Annotated in this window: 12 protein-coding genes; 3 read left to right on the forward strand and 9 right to left on the reverse strand. The window is 70.8% G+C overall.

Features of this window, described 5'->3' with window-relative positions; genetic code table 11:
• Positions 1–12 precede the first annotated feature (12 nt).
• Positions 13–2,487 (forward strand): glycoside hydrolase family 2 protein, encoded by a 2,475-nt coding sequence (locus V6V47_RS26130; protein WP_334631020.1) that lies wholly within the window; start codon positions 13–15, stop codon positions 2,485–2,487.
• Positions 2,488–2,624: 137 nt separating this feature from the next.
• On the opposite strand, the gene V6V47_RS26135 is transcribed toward V6V47_RS26130, so the two are convergent.
• Genes V6V47_RS26135 through V6V47_RS26160 form a run of 6 tightly spaced genes read right to left on the reverse strand, consistent with a single transcriptional unit; the run spans position 2,625 to position 7,626 of the window.
• The gene (locus tag V6V47_RS26135; protein ID WP_334631021.1) at positions 2,625–3,368 is read right to left on the reverse strand and encodes a copper homeostasis protein CutC; all 744 of its coding nucleotides are present in this window, start codon (positions 3,366–3,368) and stop codon (positions 2,625–2,627) included.
• A complete protein-coding gene (locus tag V6V47_RS26140) occupies positions 3,368–4,390 on the reverse strand; it encodes an asparaginase (RefSeq protein WP_334631022.1) in 1,023 nt (340 codons plus the stop codon). The genes V6V47_RS26135 and V6V47_RS26140 overlap by 1 nt, the downstream gene beginning before the upstream one ends.
• On the reverse strand, positions 4,387–5,256 hold the full coding sequence (locus tag V6V47_RS26145; protein WP_334631023.1) for an amino acid ABC transporter permease: 870 nt from the start codon (positions 5,254–5,256) through the stop codon (positions 4,387–4,389). The genes V6V47_RS26140 and V6V47_RS26145 overlap by 4 nt, the downstream gene beginning before the upstream one ends.
• Positions 5,253–5,897, reverse strand: coding sequence for an amino acid ABC transporter permease (locus tag V6V47_RS26150; protein ID WP_334631024.1), 645 nt, complete (start codon positions 5,895–5,897; stop codon positions 5,253–5,255). Before V6V47_RS26150 ends, V6V47_RS26145 begins: the two co-directional genes overlap by 4 nt.
• Positions 5,898–5,913: 16 nt before the next feature.
• Complete coding sequence (locus V6V47_RS26155) at positions 5,914–6,879, reverse strand: glutamate ABC transporter substrate-binding protein (protein WP_334631025.1); 966 nt, start codon at positions 6,877–6,879, stop codon at positions 5,914–5,916.
• An 18-nt stretch (positions 6,880–6,897) separates the two neighbouring features.
• On the reverse strand, positions 6,898–7,626 hold the full coding sequence (locus V6V47_RS26160; RefSeq protein ID WP_334631026.1) for an amino acid ABC transporter ATP-binding protein: 729 nt from the start codon (positions 7,624–7,626) through the stop codon (positions 6,898–6,900).
• 139 nt (positions 7,627–7,765) lie between these two features.
• Here V6V47_RS26160 and V6V47_RS26165 point away from each other — a divergent pair, with 139 nt between their 5' ends.
• The gene (locus V6V47_RS26165; protein WP_334631027.1) at positions 7,766–8,911 is read left to right on the forward strand and encodes an ROK family transcriptional regulator; all 1,146 of its coding nucleotides are present in this window, start codon (positions 7,766–7,768) and stop codon (positions 8,909–8,911) included.
• Positions 8,912–8,915: 4 nt separating this feature from the next.
• Here the strand turns inward: V6V47_RS26165 and V6V47_RS26170 are convergent, their stop codons facing one another.
• From V6V47_RS26170 to ilvD, 3 genes are all read right to left on the reverse strand, one after another.
• Positions 8,916–12,173 carry an NB-ARC domain-containing protein gene (locus V6V47_RS26170; RefSeq protein ID WP_334631028.1) on the reverse strand — a complete coding sequence of 1,086 codons (3,258 nt, stop codon included), beginning with the start codon at positions 12,171–12,173 and terminating at the stop codon, positions 8,916–8,918.
• Complete coding sequence (locus tag V6V47_RS26175; protein WP_334631029.1) at positions 12,170–12,610, reverse strand: hypothetical protein; 441 nt, start codon at positions 12,608–12,610, stop codon at positions 12,170–12,172. The genes V6V47_RS26170 and V6V47_RS26175 overlap by 4 nt, the downstream gene beginning before the upstream one ends.
• A 349-nt stretch (positions 12,611–12,959) precedes the next feature.
• The gene (gene ilvD, locus V6V47_RS26180; protein WP_334631030.1) at positions 12,960–14,807 is read right to left on the reverse strand and encodes a dihydroxy-acid dehydratase; all 1,848 of its coding nucleotides are present in this window, start codon (positions 14,805–14,807) and stop codon (positions 12,960–12,962) included.
• Positions 14,808–14,937: 130 nt separating this feature from the next.
• On the opposite strand from ilvD, the gene V6V47_RS26185 reads away from it, so the two are divergent.
• Positions 14,938–17,292, forward strand: a complete 2,355-nt coding sequence (locus V6V47_RS26185; RefSeq protein WP_442934309.1) for a putative bifunctional diguanylate cyclase/phosphodiesterase — start codon at positions 14,938–14,940, stop codon at positions 17,290–17,292.
• Positions 17,293–17,336: the final 44 nt, after the last annotated feature.

The following is a 17,336-nucleotide window of genomic DNA, read 5'->3' on the forward strand; positions in this document are numbered from 1 at the left end:
CCGCCGGGGCGCATGACGGAAGGTGCGGTGAAAGTCTTGAGTCGACAGGCACTCCACGACGGCTGGACCCTGCGGGCGGCGGCCGGAGCGCCGGTGCCGGACGACATCGCCGGGCGGGCCGTGCCGGCGACCGTGCCCGGCAGCGTGCACACCGACCTGCTCGCCGCCGGGCTGATCCCCGACCCTTACCTCGACGACAACGAGCGGGCGCTGGCCTGGATCGGCCGCACCGACTGGGTCTACCGGACCACCTTCGCTCACCAGCCGGGCGACGACGACCGCGTCGACCTGGTCTGCGCCGGGCTGGACACGGTCGCCACGCTCACCCTCAACGGCGTCGAGGTCGGCCGCACCGAGAACATGCACCGGGGCTACCGGTTCGACGTCCGGTCGCTGCTGCGCGACGGCGACAACGACCTGGTCGTCGCGTTCGACTCCGCCTACCGGTACGCCGAGGCGCAGCAGGAGCGGCTCGGCGACCGACCCAACGCCTATCCCGAGCCGTTCCACTTCATCCGCAAGATGGCCTGCAACTTCGGCTGGGACTGGGGCCCGACGCTGGTTACCGCGGGCATCTGGCAGGAGATCGGCCTGCACGCCTGGTCCACCGCCCGGCTGGCCACCGTCCGCCCGCTGGTCACCGTGGCCGGCCGGGACGGGCAGGTCGAGCTGCACGTCGAGGTCGAGCGGGTCGCGGCCGTCCCGCTGACCGTCCGGGCCACCGTCGCCGGTGTCAGCGCCGAGGGGGTCGTCCCCGCCGGGCAGCGCACGGCCGTGCTGACCCTCACCGTCGCCGAACCCGCACTGTGGTGGCCCCGGGGATACGGGGAGCAGGCACGCCACCCGCTGGAGGTGACCCTGCACGCGCCGGACGGCGAGGTGCTGGACAGCTGGTCCCAGCGGATCGGGTTCCGGTCGGTCCGGCTGAACACCAGCGCCGACGAGCACGGCACCCCGTTCGAGTTGTCGGTCAACGACGTTCCGGTCTTCGTCCGCGGGGTGAACTGGATCCCGGACGACGTGTTCCCCACCCGGGTCACCCGGGAGCGGCTGGCCGAGCGGTTCGACCAGGCTCTCGCGGCGAACGTCAACCTGCTGCGGGTCTGGGGTGGTGGCCGCTACGAGTCGGCGGACTTCTACGACCTCGCCGACGAGCGGGGGCTCCTGGTCCAGCAGGACTTCCTGTTCGCCTGCGCCGCGTACCCGGAGGAGGAACCGTTCGGCAGCGAGGTGGCCGCCGAGGCCGCCGAGCAGGTGACCCGGCTGGCGCCGCACCCGTCGCTGGTGCTCTGGACCGGTAACAACGAGAACATCTGGGGCTGGCACGACTGGGACTGGCAGCAGGCCCTCGCCGGGCGCACCTGGGGGCGCGGCTACTACCTCGACGTGCTGCCCCGGATCGTCGGCGAGCTGGACCCGACCCGCCCGTACTGGCCGGGCAGCCCCTGGTCGGGCACCGACGAGATCCACCCCAACGATCCGGCGCACGGCACCACGCACATCTGGGACGTGTGGAACACCGACGACTACGTCAAGTACCGGGAGTACGTGCCGCGTTTCGTCGCCGAGTTCGGCTACCAGGGTCCACCGACGTACGCCACGCTGCGCCGGGCGATCAGCGACGAACCCCTCGCGTACGACTCGCCGGGCATGGCGCACCACCAGAAGGCGGCCGGTGGCGACGCCAAGCTCCAGCGGGGCCTGGACGCGCACCTGCCCGCCCCGGCGGACTTCGACGACTGGCACTACCTGACCCAGCTCAACCAGGCCCGGGCGATCCAGCTCGGGGTGGAGCACTTCCGCTCGCACCGGGGCGTCTGCGCGGGCACCATCGTCTGGCAGCTCAACGACTGCTGGCCGGTCACCTCCTGGTCGGCCGTCGACGGCGACGGCCGGCGCAAACCCCTGTGGTACGCGCTGCGCCACGCGTACGCCGATCGGTTGCTCACCGTGCAGCCCCGCGAGGGTGGCCTGGCCCTGGTGGCAGTGAACGACGGTGGCACGCCCTGGCGGGCGTCCGCTTCGGTGACCCGGCTGACGCTCACGGGCGATTCCCGGGCCAAGACGACGCTGGAGCTCGACGTCCCCGCGTACTCGACGGTCACGCTGGCGCTGCCGGCGGACCTGGCGCGGCCGGAGGAGGCCCGGCGGGAGCTGCTGGTGGCTTCAGCCGGCCCGAGCGCGCGGCGGGCGCTCTGGTTCTTCGCGAAGGACCGGGACGTCGAATGGCCGACAGCGGCCTGGGACGCGACGGTCGAGCCGGTCGACGGAGGGCAGCGGGTCCGGGTCGCCGCCCGCACGGTGCTCCGCGACCTGACCCTCTACGCGGACCGGCTGGACCCAGCGGCGTCCGTCGACGAGGCCCTGGTGACCCTGCTGCCGGGTGAGTCGGTCGCCTTCACCGTGCGGTCGGCTGGGCCGCTGGACCCGGCGGCACTCGTGGCCCGGCCGGTGCTGCGCTGCGTCAACGACATCGCGCGGAGCTAGGCCGTCCGCGGCCGCCGCTTGATCAACACGACTTCGCTGATATGGCGGTATCCGGGTCGACCGGATACCGCCATATCGCTGATTTCGTGTCGATCATTGCGGCCGACGGCGCGGCCGGCTGCGGCGCGCGTGGAAGGTCAGGCGCGAGCGGCGGCGAGCACCTGGCCGACGAGGGCACCGGACGTGCCGGAACGCTCGTACTCGGGCCGGTGCAGGGTGCCACCCATCAACGGCGCGAGGTTGCGGTGCACCGCCGGGCCGTCCGACTTGACCAGCGCCGCGAAGTGGTACTCCGACGCGCCGGTGGCCTCGACGATCCGGGCGATGTTGCGGGGCGTGATGCCGCCGCCCGGCATGATGATGATCCGTCCGGCGGCCCGCCGGACCAGCTCGGCGATGAGCGGTGCGCCCTCCAGCACGCTGACCTCCTGACCCGAGGTCAACACCCGGTGTACGCCCAGCTCGATGAGCTGCTCCAGCGCGGCGTACGGCTCACGGACCATGTCGAAGGCCCGGTGGAAGGTGATGCTGGCGTCGCCGGCGGCGGCGATCAGTCGACGCGTGGTGGGCACGTCGATGTCGCCCTCGGCGGTGAGGGCGCCGATCACGATGCCGTGCGCGCCGGCCGCGACGGCGGCCTGTACGTCACGTTCCATCGCGTCGACCTCGAGCGCCGAGTAGATGAAGTCGCCAGCGCGCGGCCGGACGATGACGTGCACCCGGATCCGGCTCACGGTGCGCAGGGCCGTCTCGATGGTGCCGAGGCTGGGGGTCAGCCCGCCTTCGAAGAGCGCGGAGCAGAGCTCCACCCGGTCGGCGCCGGCCTCCTCGGCGGCTACCGCTCCCTCGACGCTGTCGATGCAGATCTCGAATGTGCTCATCAGTTTCCCTCTTCGCTGCGGGACGGGCCCGCGGTCCAGTCGATGTCGGCGGTGATGGCGCCCACGGGTACGCCGCCACCGAGCACCGGTACTCGGCGCAGCGCCTCGGCGCCACCCACCGGCACGCCGGCGGCGTCCAGTGCGGCGAGCGCGATCGCGGTCGTCGCCCGAGGGCTGCCGTCGATGGCCTTCACGGCCACCGCGTGACCGTCCGGGGTGGCCACCGCGAGCACACCCTCGGCACCGCCCTTGGCGAGGACGCCGGGCAGGGCGCGCATCAGGTCGGTGTTCGGATGTCCGTGCCAGCCGCCGACGTACTCCGGGTGTCGTCGCATCGCCGCGGCCACCCGCGCCTCGTCGGTGCCGGCGGGTGCGGTGACCAGGGCCTGGAACGTCCGGGCCAGGCCGGTCAGCGGGAGCCCGAACAGCGGGGCTCCGCAGCCGTCGACCGCGAGGTGCGTGACCGGGGTGCCGGCCAGCCGGGCGACGGTGTCGGCGGTCTCCCGCTGCACCGGATGCGCCGGGTCCAGGTAGTCGTGCGTGCTCCAGTTCCGGCGGGCGGACGCGACCAGCATCGCGGCGTGCTTGCCGGAGCAGTTCATCCGGATCCGGTCGCGCTGTGCGCCAACCCGAAACAGTCGCTCCCGGGTCGCCTCGTCCTCCGGCCAGTCCTCGGGGCAGCCGAGGGCGTCCTCGGTCAGGCCCGCGGCGGCCAGCATCGCGCGTACCACCGTGACATGGCGGTCGTCGCCGGTGTGGCTGCCGGCGGCGATGGCCAGGGCCGGCCCGGTCAGGGCCTCGCCGCCGCGCGCCGAACCCGGCGCGGCGGTCGCGGCGATCAGGCAGGCCAGCGCCTGTACCGGCTTGAGGGTGGAGCGCGGCAACACCGGTTCATCGGGTACGCCGGCGGACAACGCGACGCGGCCGTCCGGATCGAGCACCACGACGCTGCCGTAGTGGCGGCTCTCGACGAAGCCGTTGCGGGTGACCCGGGCCAGTTCGGCGTGGTGGGTAGCGGTCACCGGGGCGTACTCCCTTCGGTGAGCAGCGGAGGCACGTTCCCGACGGCCTGCCGGCGGCGGCCGGTGCGGCGGCCGTTGCGGGCCTGGAGCACGCGGGCGAACTTCGACAGCGAGGCGTTGACCACCAGGTAGAGCAACGCCACCATCAGGAACGTCTGGATCAGCAGCTGGGTGTACGACGAGAGCACCTGGCCGCTGTAGAGCAGCTCGGTGTAACTCACGACGAACCCGAGCGAGGTGTCCTTGAGCAGCCCGACGAGCTGGCTGACCAGGGACGGGGCGAGTTGCATCAGCGCCTGCGGGAGCACCACCAGCGCCATGACCTGCCCTCGGCGCAGCCCGACGGCCAGCCCGGCCTCGGTCTGGCCCTTGTCGAGCGCCCGGATGCCGGCCCGGAAGATCTCCGCGAACGCCGCCGAGTTGCTGACCACCAGCGGCACCACGAGCTTCCAGAACAGCGGGAAGTTGAGCCCGTACTGCGGCAGGGCGAAGAGCGTCACGTAGATCAGCAGCAACGCGGGCACGGTCCGGAAGATCTCCACGTACGCGCCGGCCAGCCAGCGCAGCGGCCGGTGCGCCGACAGCCGGCCGAGGGCCAGCAGCAACCCGATCGCGGAGCTGAGCACGGCGGTGGCCGCGGCGGCGCGCACGGTGGCCCAGAGGCCGTTGAGTAGGTACCGCCAGATCGGCCAGGTGGTGAACGGCTGCCAGCGGTCGGCAGCCAGCTCACCGTGGCTGGCGAACTGGTGCACGGCCGCGACCAGCGCGCCGAGCAGGGCCACCGCGCCCAGCACGGTGGCGATCCGGATCCGCCGTCGGGCCCTGGGGCCCGGTTCGTCGAAGAGGAGCTGTGTGCTCTGGGTCATCGGACGATCGCCAGCCTTCGTTCCAGCGCGCCGGTGCACTGACCGATGATCAGCGCCAGCAGCATGTAGGCGAGGCCGGCACCGGTGAAGACGGCGATCGGCTGGGCCTCGACGAGGTTCACGTTGTTGGCGGCCTGGGTCAGCTCGACCACCCCGACGGCCGCGGCCAGCGAGGTGTTCATCAACAGCGCGATCAGGATGTTGCCGATGGGCTGGATCACCGCGCGCAGTCCCTGCGGCAGGATCACGTGCCGCAGGGACTGGCTGAAGGTGAGCCCGATGGCGCGGGCCGCCTCGGCCTGCCCGATGCCCACCGTGTTGATGCCGGCCCGGATCGCCTCCGCGAGGTAGGCGCCCTCGTACGCGGCGATCACGATGGCGGCTGAGGTGAACAGCGGGAACGTGATGCCGATGGTCGGCAGCGCGAAGACGAAGAGGACCAGCAGCGCCAGCAGCGGCAGGTTCTGCAGCACCTCGACGTAGACCGTGCCCACGCCGCGCAGCGTGGGCACGGGAGCGATCCGCAGGGTGGCCACCACGATGCCCAGCAGCATCGCGCCGATGGTGGTCACGACGGTCAGTTCGACCGTCGTGACCAGCCCGTGGCCGAGTTCACTGAGATGTCCGGTGAGGGCGTTCATCGTCGCGGCAGGGCCCTCAGGAGCCTTCGACCGAGCCGATCGCGGGCGGCGTGGGCTTGCCGCCCTCCACCACCGAGCCGAGGGTGCCCTCCCAGACCTTGGCCCAGGTGCCGTCGGCCTGGATCTTCTTCAGCCAGTTGTTGACGAACTCCTTGAACTGCGCGTCCTCGCGGTTCAGGCCGATGCCGTACGCCTCGGTGGTGAACGGCTCGCCGACCACCTTCATGCCCGGGTTCGACTTGGCGTCCGAGGCGAGCAGCGTGAAGTCCTGCACGTACGCGTCGCCGCGCTTCTGCAGCAGCGCCTGCACGGCCTGCGGGTCGGTGCCGAAGGCGATCTGCTTCGAGCCGGGGGCGGCGGTGGGCAGCGCGGTGACGGCCGGGGTGTTCGCCCCGACGATCACGTTCTTGCCGGCGAGGTCCTTGACGCTCTTGATCGAGGTGTCGTCCTTGCGGACGGCGACCGCCAGGCCGGAGGTGAGGTACGGCCCGGCGAAGGCGATCTGGGTGGCCCGCTGCGGGGTGATGGTGTACGTCTGGAAGACCACGTCCACCGACTTGGCCTGGAGCAGGGCCTCCCGGGTCTGGGTGCCGATGGTCGTCGTCTTCACCTCGGGCTTGCCGATGATGTACTTGGCCAGCAGCTTGGCCATGTCGGCGTCGAAGCCCTCGATGGTGCCGGTCACCGGGTTCTGCTGGGCGAGCAGCGGCGCGTCCAGGGAACCACCGATGTTGAGGTAGCCGCGCTTGCGGATCTCCGCCATCGTGGAGCCGGCCGGAATGTCGGCGTCCGAGGCCACCGGGGCGGCGTCGTACACCGACTGGGCGATGACGCCGTCGGCGCCGGCGCCGGGCTTGCCGGGCAGCGCCGGCGCGGAGCTGTCGCCATCGCCGCAGCCGGTCGCCGCGAGCGCGACGGCCAACGCGGTGACGGTCAGCGCCGCTGCGCGTCGCCGGGTGAAGCTCGTGTGCATCAGTGACATGCCACCCTCCCGTGGGGGCTAGTGCTGGAGGATCTTGGACAGGAAGTCGCGCGCCCGCTCGGTCTGCGGTGCGGCGAAGAAGTCGTCGGGGGCGCCGGACTCGACGATCCGGCCGTCGTCCATGAAGACGACCCGGTCAGCGGCACGGCGGGCGAAGCCCATCTCGTGGGTGACCACGATCATCGTCATCCCCTCGGCGGCGAGGGAGACCATCACGTCGAGCACCTCGTTGACCATCTCCGGGTCGAGCGCCGAGGTCGGCTCGTCGAACAGCAGCACCTTCGGCTGCATGGCGAGTGCGCGGGCGATCGCGGCGCGCTGCTGCTGACCACCGGAGAGCTGGGCCGGGTAGTGGTCGGCCTTGTCCGCGATGCCGACCCGCTCCAGCAGCGCGTACGCCCGCTCCTTGGCCTCGGCGCGGGGGATCCGGCGGACCTTGGTGGGGCCGAGCGTGATGTTGTCCAGCACGGTCTTGTGGCCGAAGAGGTTGAACGACTGGAAGACCATCCCGACGTCGGCCCGGAGCCGGGCCAGCGCGCGGCCCTCGGCCGGTAGCGGCGCCCCGTCGATCTCGACACTGCCCGCACCGATGGTCTCGAGGCGGTTCAGGCAGCGGCAGAGGGTCGACTTGCCGGAGCCGGAGGGGCCGACGACGACCACCACCTCGCCCGCGTCCACCGTCAGGTCGATGTCCTTGAGCACGTGCAGGGGGCCGAACCACTTGTGCAGGCCGTTGATCGCCACCATCGGTGCCACAGGCTGCCCCCACTTTCTACGACGCTCGAACTAAGAACTTCCTTCTTCGAACCAACAGCGCCATCTAAAGGTAGACAGCAAACTAAGTCAACAGGTTGCTTGAACAAACGCTGGGTGCTAAGAACCAGTCGTGACGATTGACGACACACCGCGTGAAACTTTCCGGGGTGGGCCACGAGAGCTGCTCCGCCTGGTGGCCAGCGGAGCGGCGGTCAGTCGTGCGGATCTGGCCCGGTTGTCCGGGTTGTCACCCTCGACGGTCTCCCAACGCGTGGAGGCCCTGATCAGCCAAGGGCTGCTCGAGGAGGCCGGCGCGGGCAAGTCCCGAGGCGGTCGGCGGCCCCGTCAGCTCGCCGTGCCCACCGGCGGCGCCGTCGTCGGCGCCATCGACCTGGGCGCGCACCACGCCCGGATCGGCACCCTGGACCTCTCCGGCCGGGTGGTCGAGGCCCGGACCCGACCGGTACGCATCGACGACGGCCCCGAAGCGGTGCTCGGCGCGCTACTGGCCGAGGTCGCCGGGTTGGCGCCGGCCGGTGCGCTGCGCGGCGTCGGCATCGGCATCCCCGGCCCGGTGCAGCACGCCACCGGACGGATCGTCAGCCCGTCCCGGATGCCCGGCTGGAACGGCTTCGACGTCGCGGCGTTCTGCACCGATCGGGTCGACGCACCGATCATCGTGGACAACGACGCCAACCTGATGGCGCTCGGCGCGCATCGCACCGCACACTCCGAGATGGACCATGCCGTCTACATCAAGGCTGGCACCGGAATCGGCTCCGGAGTCATCTCCGACGGACGGCTGCACCGGGGCGCGCAGGGCTCCGCCGGAGACATCAGCCACTGCCGCGTGGTGGCCGATCCCGCGCCACTGTGCAGCTGTGGCAACGCCGGCTGCCTGGAGGCGGTGGCCAGCGGCGCAGCCCTGGTCACCGCGCTGCGGGAGCAGGGTGTACCGGTCGCCGACCTGACCGGCGTCATCCGCCTGATCGACGACGGCGACCGGCACGCCACCGCCCTCGCCCGACAGGCCGGCCGGGCGATCGGCGAGATCCTGGCCGTCGTGGTCAACTTCTTCAACCCGCAGGTGGTCGCCATCGGCGGCCGGCTGGCCGAATGCGAACCGGTGCTGGCCAGCATGCGGGCCACCCTCTACGAGCGCTGCCTGCCGCTGGCCACCCAGACCCTGCTCATCGAGCGGATCACCACCGGCCAGGACGTCGGCATCACCGGCGCCGCCCACCTGGTGATCGACCAAGTAGTAGCAGTCGACTGACCGTTCAGTCGGCGTTGACGAGAAGGTCGAACCCATACACCGCTTGGGCGCCGGCACAGTAGACAGTTCGGCTGTCCGGTCCCACCGCGATGGGTTCGGGCAACGCGTCTATTCGGACGGTGGTGAGATGTTCACCGTTCTGCGTATCGCAGATGTAAATGGTCCCGTCGGTGCTGGTGCTGACTAGCCAGGTTCCGTTCGGGGCCACTGCCAGCGCTTTGACCTTGCTGTCGTGGCCGGCGAAAGTGTGTTGCAGGTTGCCGGTGCTCGGGTCCGAGATTCGCACGGTGTTGTCGTTGCTGGTGCTGGCGAGCCAGGTTCCGTCCGGTGCCGCCGTCAGCGCTGTTACCTCGCTGTTGTGGTGCAGGTTGCCGGTGCTCGGGTCCCAGATTCGCACCGACTGATCGTCTCCGCTGACGCTGGCCAGCCAGCTTCCGTCGGGTGCCACCACAAGCGCGATTGCCCCCATGGTCTGGCCGGTCAGGGTGTGTTGCAGGTTGCCGTTGGTTGCGTTCCAGATTCGCACCGTTCCGTCGTGGCTGGCGCTGGCGAGCCAGGTTCCGTCAGGTGCCACGACCAGTACCCTTGCCCTGCTGGAGTGGCCGCCCGGGGTGTGTTGCAGGTTGCCGTTGGTTGCGTTCCAGATTCGCACCGTTCCGTCGCTGCTGGCGCTGGCGAGCCAGGTTCCGTCGGGTGCTGCCACCAGTGCCCTCACCCAGCTGGCATGGCCGGTCAGGATGTGTTGCAGGCTGCCGGTTCTCGGGTCCCAGATTCGCACCGTCCGATCGTCACTGCTGGTCTGTGCGCTGGCGCTGGCTAGCCAGGTTCCGTCGGGTGCCACGGCCAGTGCCGTCACCCCGCCGGTGTGAGCGGTCAGGGTGTGTTGCAGATTGCCGGTTGTTGGGTCCCAGATTCGTACCGTCTTGTCGTTGCTGGTGCTGGCTAGCCAGGTTCCGTCGGGTGCCACGGCCAGTGCCGTCACCCCGCGGGTGTGGGCGGTCAGGGTGTGCCGCACGTTCCCGGTTGTTGGGTCCCAGATTCGCACCGTCTTGTCGTTGCTGGTGCTGGCTAGCCAGGTTCCGTCGGGTGCCACGGCCAGTGCCGTCACCCCGCCGGTGTGGGCGGTCAGGGTGTGCCGCACGTTCCCGGTGGTCGGATCCCAGATTCGCACGGTGCCGTCATCGCTGGCGCTGGCCAGCCAGGATCCGTCTGGTGCCGCTAGCAGCGCGGTTATCCAACTGGTATGAGCGGTCAGGGTGTGCCGCGCAGTCCCGGTTCTTGGATCCCAGATTTGCACTGGTCCGAAGTCGCTGGTGCTGGCTAGCCAGAGTCCGTCAGGCGCCACCACCAGCGCAATTATGCGGCTGTCACGGCCGGTCAGGGTGTGCCGTACGTCGCCGGTAGTTGGGTCCCAGATTCGAACCGTCCCGTCTCCGCTGGTGCTGCCCAACCAGGTTCCGTCCGGCGCTACGACCAGCGTAGTCACCATCCCGGCGTGGCCGGTGAGGGTGTGCCGCACGTTGCCGGTTACCGGATCCCAGATTCGCGCTGTCCCGTCATCGCTGGCGCTGGCCAGCCAGGTTCCATCGGGTGCCACCACCAGCGCTCTCACCGGGCCGGCATGGCCGATGAGGATGCGTTGGAGTGCGGGGTGCGGAAGGTCGGGCGGTGGCCATCGGTTGGCCAGCCGCGGCCGTGGGAGGGTAGGCACATAGGTGGCCAGTAGGGGCGCGAGGTCGGTTTCGTTGTGTAATCGGCTGACCAGCACGTTGCCGAGAGCGTCGGGTGGCTCGGTGGGGGTTAGCAGGTGACTGTTCTGCCTGATGGCTCTGAGTAGAACCTTCGCTGTGGTGGTGTTGACGTGTGACAGGTCGGCCTCGACGCCGGCAGGGCCGTGGCGTTGCAGGCGGGCGGTGACCCAGCGCAGGTCGGTGACGGTGGCCGCGAGTTCGTCGTGTCGGCCGGCGGCGTGGAGGTGCTCGGCCAGGCGCGCCACGAGGTAGTCCTCGGTGGCCGGCAGCGTCCACCAGGCCGTGGTAATTGAGGCGGTCGGTGTGGTCAGTGGTGCGGCGGCGTCGACGAGCAGGTTGTGCAGCCGCGTCCGCTGGCCAGCGTCGGTGGCGTTGCGAAGCAGGTAAGCCCGGACGATGTCGTGCAGCCGGATGGTGCCGGTTTCGGCCTCGTAACGCAGCAATAGCGACATGCTGGCCAGGATCGTGCACACCCGCCGTGTGCCGCGCGGTGTCAGGCCGCCGGTCCTGGCCCACAGAAGATTAAGCACCGACAGCGGTATGTCGACGTCCTCGCCGAAGATGGCCAACTCGGTGAATCGGTCGCCGATCGCCGGATCGAGCAGGTCCACGCCTGCACGTATGGTCGCTTCCACCGCGCGGCCGCTACGAGCGGCGTCGTCGAAGTCGAAGCCGGCCGGGCCCTCCTCGATGAGCCGATCCGCGAAATCCCGCAAAGCCCAGGCCGCTGACGAGCCGTAATCCTCTACGTGGCGGACCACTGTCTGGTTCGCGATACTGAGCAACACTGGCCAGCGGCCGGTCGCCGACAGGATCCGGGCGACGAGACCAGCCGGCGGATCCTCGAGGTCGCGGGTCAACAGTGCTGCTGCCTGCATTGCGGACATCCTGTCGACCCACACACTGGACCGCGCCGGCACCAGACCGCGCCGACGGGTAGTGATCAGTCGACGGCACCGCGCTCCACCTTGGCGGAACGGGTCCAACTGGTCCGCCCGCCAGACATCATCGACAACCAGCAGGACCGGGTCGGGCTGGCTGTCCAGTAGCGTGCCCAGCCGATGCCCGGCCTGCACCGGATCGGTAAACCCGCTCCGGGCGCCGGTGAGATGCTCGATCAGGTTGTTGACCCGCCCGGCAAGGTCGGCGCCGCCGGAGTGCTCGCCAACCGTGATCCACAGCAGACCACCCGGGAACCGGTCCCGCACTCGCCGTTGATGGCACACCCAGGCGGCCAAGGTGGTCTTCCCGAATCCGCCGGTGCCGTGGACGCCGGCCACCGCTATCGGTCCGTCCGCGTCCCCGGTCACCAGGTCCAGTAGCGGGTCAGCCAGTTCGGGCCGCGCGACCAAGCCTGCTGTCTGCGGCGGCGCCATCCACGGCCGGCTCACCACACGAGATAGGCGGCTATCCCGGAAGACGTTGATCGTCCCGTCCGGTGCGTTGAATTGATGCGCGTGGTCATGTGCCTCGAAGCGGTCGCCCCCGGCCGGCTCAGCGATCTCACTCACGACGAGGGCCGCTCCCACAGGTGGCCCGTGACCGTGATCGAGCCGCCCGGCGCGTTGTACTGCGTCGCGTTGTCAGTGGCGACGAACGTGTTCACCCAGTGCCTCTGCGCGGCGGGCAATCGCTGGCGAAGCTCTCCCGCCCAGCCCCGCAACTCGTCGTCGAGATCCGGATACTCCTGCACCAGATCAGCGAGTCGCTGCTGCCACACCAGCGCCAGCCGCTGCCGAACCTCAACCTGTTGCCTGACCGGTGCCGCAGCGATTTCCGCAGCTGTCTCATCAGCCCAAACCTCTGCGAGATCGGCCCGCCGCTGGCCCGCCCGACCGAACAGCCGTGCTATTCCCGCCCGCGCCGACTGCCAGGCATCAGTGGCAGCCGCGCCAGCCAGAGCCGACCCGCCTGCTGCCACCGCCGAGAGGATCCAGCCCTCAAGCACAGCGAACTCCCGTCCGACGTACCGCAGGTTCGCGACCTACCGTAGCTGCCGAACGCACCCAGCGAAATCAGTCGTCTCGTCGACTTCGGGACGAGCTGCAGTACCGGGTGCCTACGGCCGGGTGGCTTGGCCGCGGGACAGTGCGCGTGCAGCAGCGACGAAGGCGCCATCATCAGCGGACCGCGGGCACCGTCCTCACTCGGCACCCCTCGACGGACCAGGCTCGGCCGCTGGTCAACACGGGGTCGCTGATGTTGCGGTGTCCGAGTCGTTGGGATACCGCGTTTTCGCTGATCTCGTGTTGATCACCGCCCGCCCGCCCGCCGGCGCGGCGGGCGGCGCGGGGTGCTTACTCCGGGACGCGGCGGTAGGCGCCGTCGCTGGCTGAGGTGGCCATCGAGGCGTACGCGCGCAGTGCCGCGGACACCGGCCGCTGCCGGTCGGTCGGGGAGTACGGCTTGTCGCGCTTCTCCTCGGCCACCCGGCGTGCCTCCAACTCGTCGGCCGGCACGTTCAGCTCGATGGACCGGTTGGGGATGTCGATGACGATCTCGTCGCCCTCGCGGACCAGGGCGATCAACCCGCCGGAGGCCGCCTCGGGCGAGACGTGCCCGATGGAGAGCCCGGAGGTGCCGCCGGAGAACCGGCCGTCGGTGAGCAACGCGCAGGACCGCCCCAGCCCACGCCCCTTGAGGAACGACGTGGGGTAGAGCATCTCCTGCATGCCGGGCCCGCCCTTCGGGCCCTCGTACCGGATCACCACCACGTCGCCGGCGACGACCTGCTTGGCCAGGATCGCCGTCACGGCGTCGTCCTGCGACTCGTAGACCTTGGCCGGGCCGCGGAAGGTCAGGCAGTCGTCCGGCACACCCGCGGTCTTCACCACGCTGCCCTCGGGGGCCAGGTTGCCGTGCAGGATGGCCAGCCCGCCGTCGGCGGAGTACGCGTGCTCGCGGTCCCGGATGCAGCCCTCGGCCGCGTCCGTGTCCAGCGACGACCAGCGGTTGGTGGTGGAGAAAGGCTCGGTGGTACGCACGCCGCCCGGCGCGGCGTGGAACAGCTCGACCGCCGTCGGGGTCGGCGAGCCACCCCGCACGTCCCAGTCGGTCAACCACTGGGCCAGCGAGGGGGAGTGCACCGCGTGCACGTCCCGGTTGAGCTGACCGGCCCGGTCCAGCTCGCCGAGGATCGCCGGGATGCCGCCGGCGCGGTGCACGTCCTCCATGTGGAACAGCGGCGAGTTCGGTGCGACCTTGGCCAGGCAGGGCACCCGGCGGGAGATCGCGTCGATGTCGGCGACGCCGAAGTCCAGCTCGGCCTCGCGGGCCGCCGCGAGCAGGTGCAGCACCGTGTTGGTGGAGCCGCCCATCGCCACGTCGAGGGCCACCGCGTTCTCGAAGGCGGCCTTGGAGGCGACCGTACGCGGCAGCACCGAGTCGTCGTCGCCGTCGTACCACCGCTTGGCGATGTCCACGACGGTGCGGCCGGCCTCGACGAAGAGCGACCGACGCGCGGCGTGGGTCGCCAGGGTCGAGCCGTTGCCGGGCAGCGCCAGCCCGATGGCCTCGGTGAGGCAGTTCATCGAGTTGGCGGTGAACATCCCGGAGCAGGAGCCGCAGGTGGGGCAGGCCGAGCGCTCGATCTCGCCGAGCTGCTCGTCGGTGACCGCCTCGTTGGACGAGGCGATCATCGCGTCGATCAGGTCGATCTTGCTGTGTACGACGCCCTCGATCGCCATCGTCTTGCCGGCCTCCATCGGGCCACCGGAGACGAAGACGGTCGGGATGTTGAGCCGCAGCGCGGCCAGCAGCATCCCGGGGGTGATCTTGTCGCAGTTCGAGATGCAGACCAGGGCGTCCGCGCAGTGCGCGTTGACCATGTACTCCACGGCGTCGGCGATCAGCTCGCGGCTGGGCAGCGAGTAGAGCATGCCCCCGTGGCCCATGGCGATGCCGTCGTCGACGGCGATGGTGTTGAACTCGCGCCCCACCCCGCCGGCCTCGGCGACCGCGTCCGCGACCAGGCCACCCATGTCCTTGAGGTGGACGTGACCCGGGACGAACTGGGTGAAACTGTTGGCGATGGCGACGATCGGCTTGCCGAAATCGTCGTCGGTCATCCCGGTGGCCCGCCAGAGGGCCCGGGCGCCGGCCATCGTCCGACCGTGGGTGGAGGTCTTCGACCGCAGCTCAGGCATGCGTACCAGCATGACACCGTGGCCGGACCGGCGGCCCGGCCACGTACGCCGTGTCCCAACAGATGCACACCCGGTCCCCCACGGGTAGCGCTCATCCGGCACTCTTGACGGCGTGCACTTCCCCCCGGGCATGGTCGCGGTCGCGGCGCTGAGCGGGCTCGTCGCCGCATCGGCCGCCGTGCTTCTGACCGTGGTCGCGCGGCGGCGTTCCGGCCCCCGGCGGCAGGCGCACCTGCTGCTCGCGGTGGCCGCCGGGATCGCCCTGCTCAGCCTGCTGGCCGGGGTGGCGGCCGTGCTCGCCGCGCACGACCACTGGGCGCACGAGCAGGGTCAGCGCACCGGCTGGGCCACCCTCGTGGCGATCGGCACGGCGGTGAGCGGGTTGGCCTTCTCCGGCGGCCTTCTCCGCCTGCCGGGAGTGGCCGCCACCGCGGCCGGGACCGCCCGGCTCGCCCTGGACGGCCTCGTCATGGCCACGGCGCTGTGGTTCGTCGGTTGGGTGCTCTTCTCCGAGCCCACTCGGCTGCTCGGCGCCGCCACCCCGATGGCCTGTCCGGCGATCCTGCTGGCCACGGTGAGTGCCGCGCTCGGCGCCGGGCTCGCCGTGATCGTGATCTTCCGGGCCGCCACCCCGCGCTGGCGGCTGACCACACTCGGCGTCGGCATCAGTCTGGTGACCTGCGGCGGGTTGGGTCTCGCCGCCGGGCTCTGCCAGGCCGGGCCGACCATGGCGCTGACCGGTGCCACGATGCTGGCCGCCGGCCTGCTGACCACCGCACTCGCGGTGCACCGGGCCGACCGGCCCGGCCAGGTCGAGTTGGACCTCGTCGGTCGCGACGGTGAGTACGCGGTCGCCCCGATGCTGGCGATGGCCGCCTCGGCGATGTACCACCTCAGCCAGGACGGGCGTTTCACCGCGCCCGGCATCGTGGCCGGCAGCGTGGAGGGCTTCGCCCTGGTGGCCCGGCAGTACCTCAGCCTCAAGGACGTCCGCGGCTACGCCAGCCGGCTGGCCGAGCGGGAGGCGCACTTCCGCGAGCTGGCGCACACCGATCCGCTGACCACGCTGGCCAACAGGCGCGGGCTGCTGCGTGCGCTCCATCAGGCTGCGGCGGCGGGTGCCCCGTGCGTGCTGCTCGGGCTGGATCTCGACGGCTTCAAGAACGTCAACGACATGCGCGGCCACGACGTCGGTGACGCCGTGCTGGCCGAGGTGGGCCGGCGGCTGCGCGGCAACCTGCGCCCCGGCGACGTGGCGGCCCGCCTCGGCGGCGACGAGTTCGCCGTCATCATGCCGGGTCGGCCGGAGGACGCGGACCGCGTCGCCGAGCGTCTGCTCGGGGTGCTCAACCGCCCGTACGACCAGCCGGACGGCCCGGTCTTCCTGTCGGTGAGCATCGGCGTGGCCGGCTGGGCCGGCGTGCCGGACGTGGAGCTGTTGCTGCGCCATGCCGACCTGGCGCTGCGCTACGCCAAGCAGCGGGGCAAGAACCGCATCGAGCGGTACGACGCCGCGTACGACAAGTTGCTGCGCCGGCGCACCACGCTGGAGCACGAGATGCGCGGGGCGATCGAGCGCGACGAGCTGCGGCTGGCCTTCCAGCCGGTGGCCTCGCTGCCCTCGGTGCGGCCGGTCGGCGCCGAGGCGCTGCTCCGCTGGCACCACCCCGAGCTGGGCAACGTCCGTCCGGACGAGTTCATCCCGCTGGCCGAGGAGTGCGGGATGATCGCCACTCTCGGCGCCTGGGTGCTGCATCAGGCCTGCTACCAGCTCTCCCGCTGGCTCGCCGACGGGCACGACGTCTGGGTCTCGGTGAACGTCTCCCCACGCGAGCTGCACGCCCCGGAGTACGTGGTCCAGGTCGCCGAGGCGCTGCGCGCCCACCACGTGCCGCCGCAGCGGCTGGTGCTGGAGGTCACCGAGCACGCGGTGGCCACCGACCTGGACGAGTTGATCCGGCGGCTGACCGCGCTGCGGCTGACCGGCGTACGGATCGCACTGGACGACTTCGGCGCCGGCTACTCCTCGTTGGGGCAGCTACGTCGACTGCCCATCGACATCCTGAAGATCGACCACAGCCTGGTCGCCGAGCACGAGCCGGTTCGGCCGGTCGGCCAGGACGGGCCCGCGTTCGCGCCGATGGTCGACATCGTCATGCGACTGGGCCACCAGTTGGGGCTCGAGGTGATCGCCGAGGGGGTGACCACGCCGACCGAGTTGGCCGCGGTGGTCGCCGCCGGTTGCCGGTTCGGCCAGGGCGCGTTGTTCGGTTGGGGGGTGCCGGCCGAGCACCTGGAGGCGATGTTGGAGGCGGCCACCTCACCGGGTGCCCGGCCCGCCCCGCTGCCCACGCCGCGTCGGATTCCGAGCGGGTCCGGGCAGGTCATGCCGGCTGCGGAGGGCGTGTCACCGGCCGCCGCGCCGTCCACCGTTAACCAACATGTGGGATCAGTTGACTCATCGCGTGAGATGCGTCAGGCTTAGCCGCATGTCGTCGTACCGGTCTCTGCGAGTACTTACCTGAGCGC

It is taken from the genome of Micromonospora sp. CPCC 205539, assembly GCF_036906815.1.
In the GTDB taxonomy this organism is placed as follows: Bacteria; Actinomycetota; Actinomycetes; order Mycobacteriales; family Micromonosporaceae; genus Micromonospora.

Excerpts from the sequence above, each read along its gene's own strand:
- V6V47_RS26130 (WP_334631020.1), top strand. The coding sequence starts at position 13 with ATGACGGAAGGTGCGGTGAAAGTCTTGAGTCGACAGGCACTCCACGAC.
- V6V47_RS26135 (WP_334631021.1), bottom strand. The coding sequence starts at position 3,368 with ATGAGCACATTCGAGATCTGCATCGACAGCGTCGAGGGAGCGGTAGCC.
- V6V47_RS26145 (WP_334631023.1), bottom strand. The coding sequence starts at position 5,256 with ATGACCCAGAGCACACAGCTCCTCTTCGACGAACCGGGCCCCAGGGCC.
- V6V47_RS26150 (WP_334631024.1), bottom strand. The coding sequence starts at position 5,897 with ATGAACGCCCTCACCGGACATCTCAGTGAACTCGGCCACGGGCTGGTC.
- V6V47_RS26155 (WP_334631025.1), bottom strand. The coding sequence starts at position 6,879 with ATGTCACTGATGCACACGAGCTTCACCCGGCGACGCGCAGCGGCGCTG.
- V6V47_RS26160 (WP_334631026.1), bottom strand. The coding sequence starts at position 7,626 with ATGGTGGCGATCAACGGCCTGCACAAGTGGTTCGGCCCCCTGCACGTG.
- ilvD (WP_334631030.1), bottom strand. The coding sequence starts at position 14,807 with ATGCCTGAGCTGCGGTCGAAGACCTCCACCCACGGTCGGACGATGGCC.
- V6V47_RS26185 (WP_442934309.1), top strand. The coding sequence starts at position 14,938 with ATGGTCGCGGTCGCGGCGCTGAGCGGGCTCGTCGCCGCATCGGCCGCC.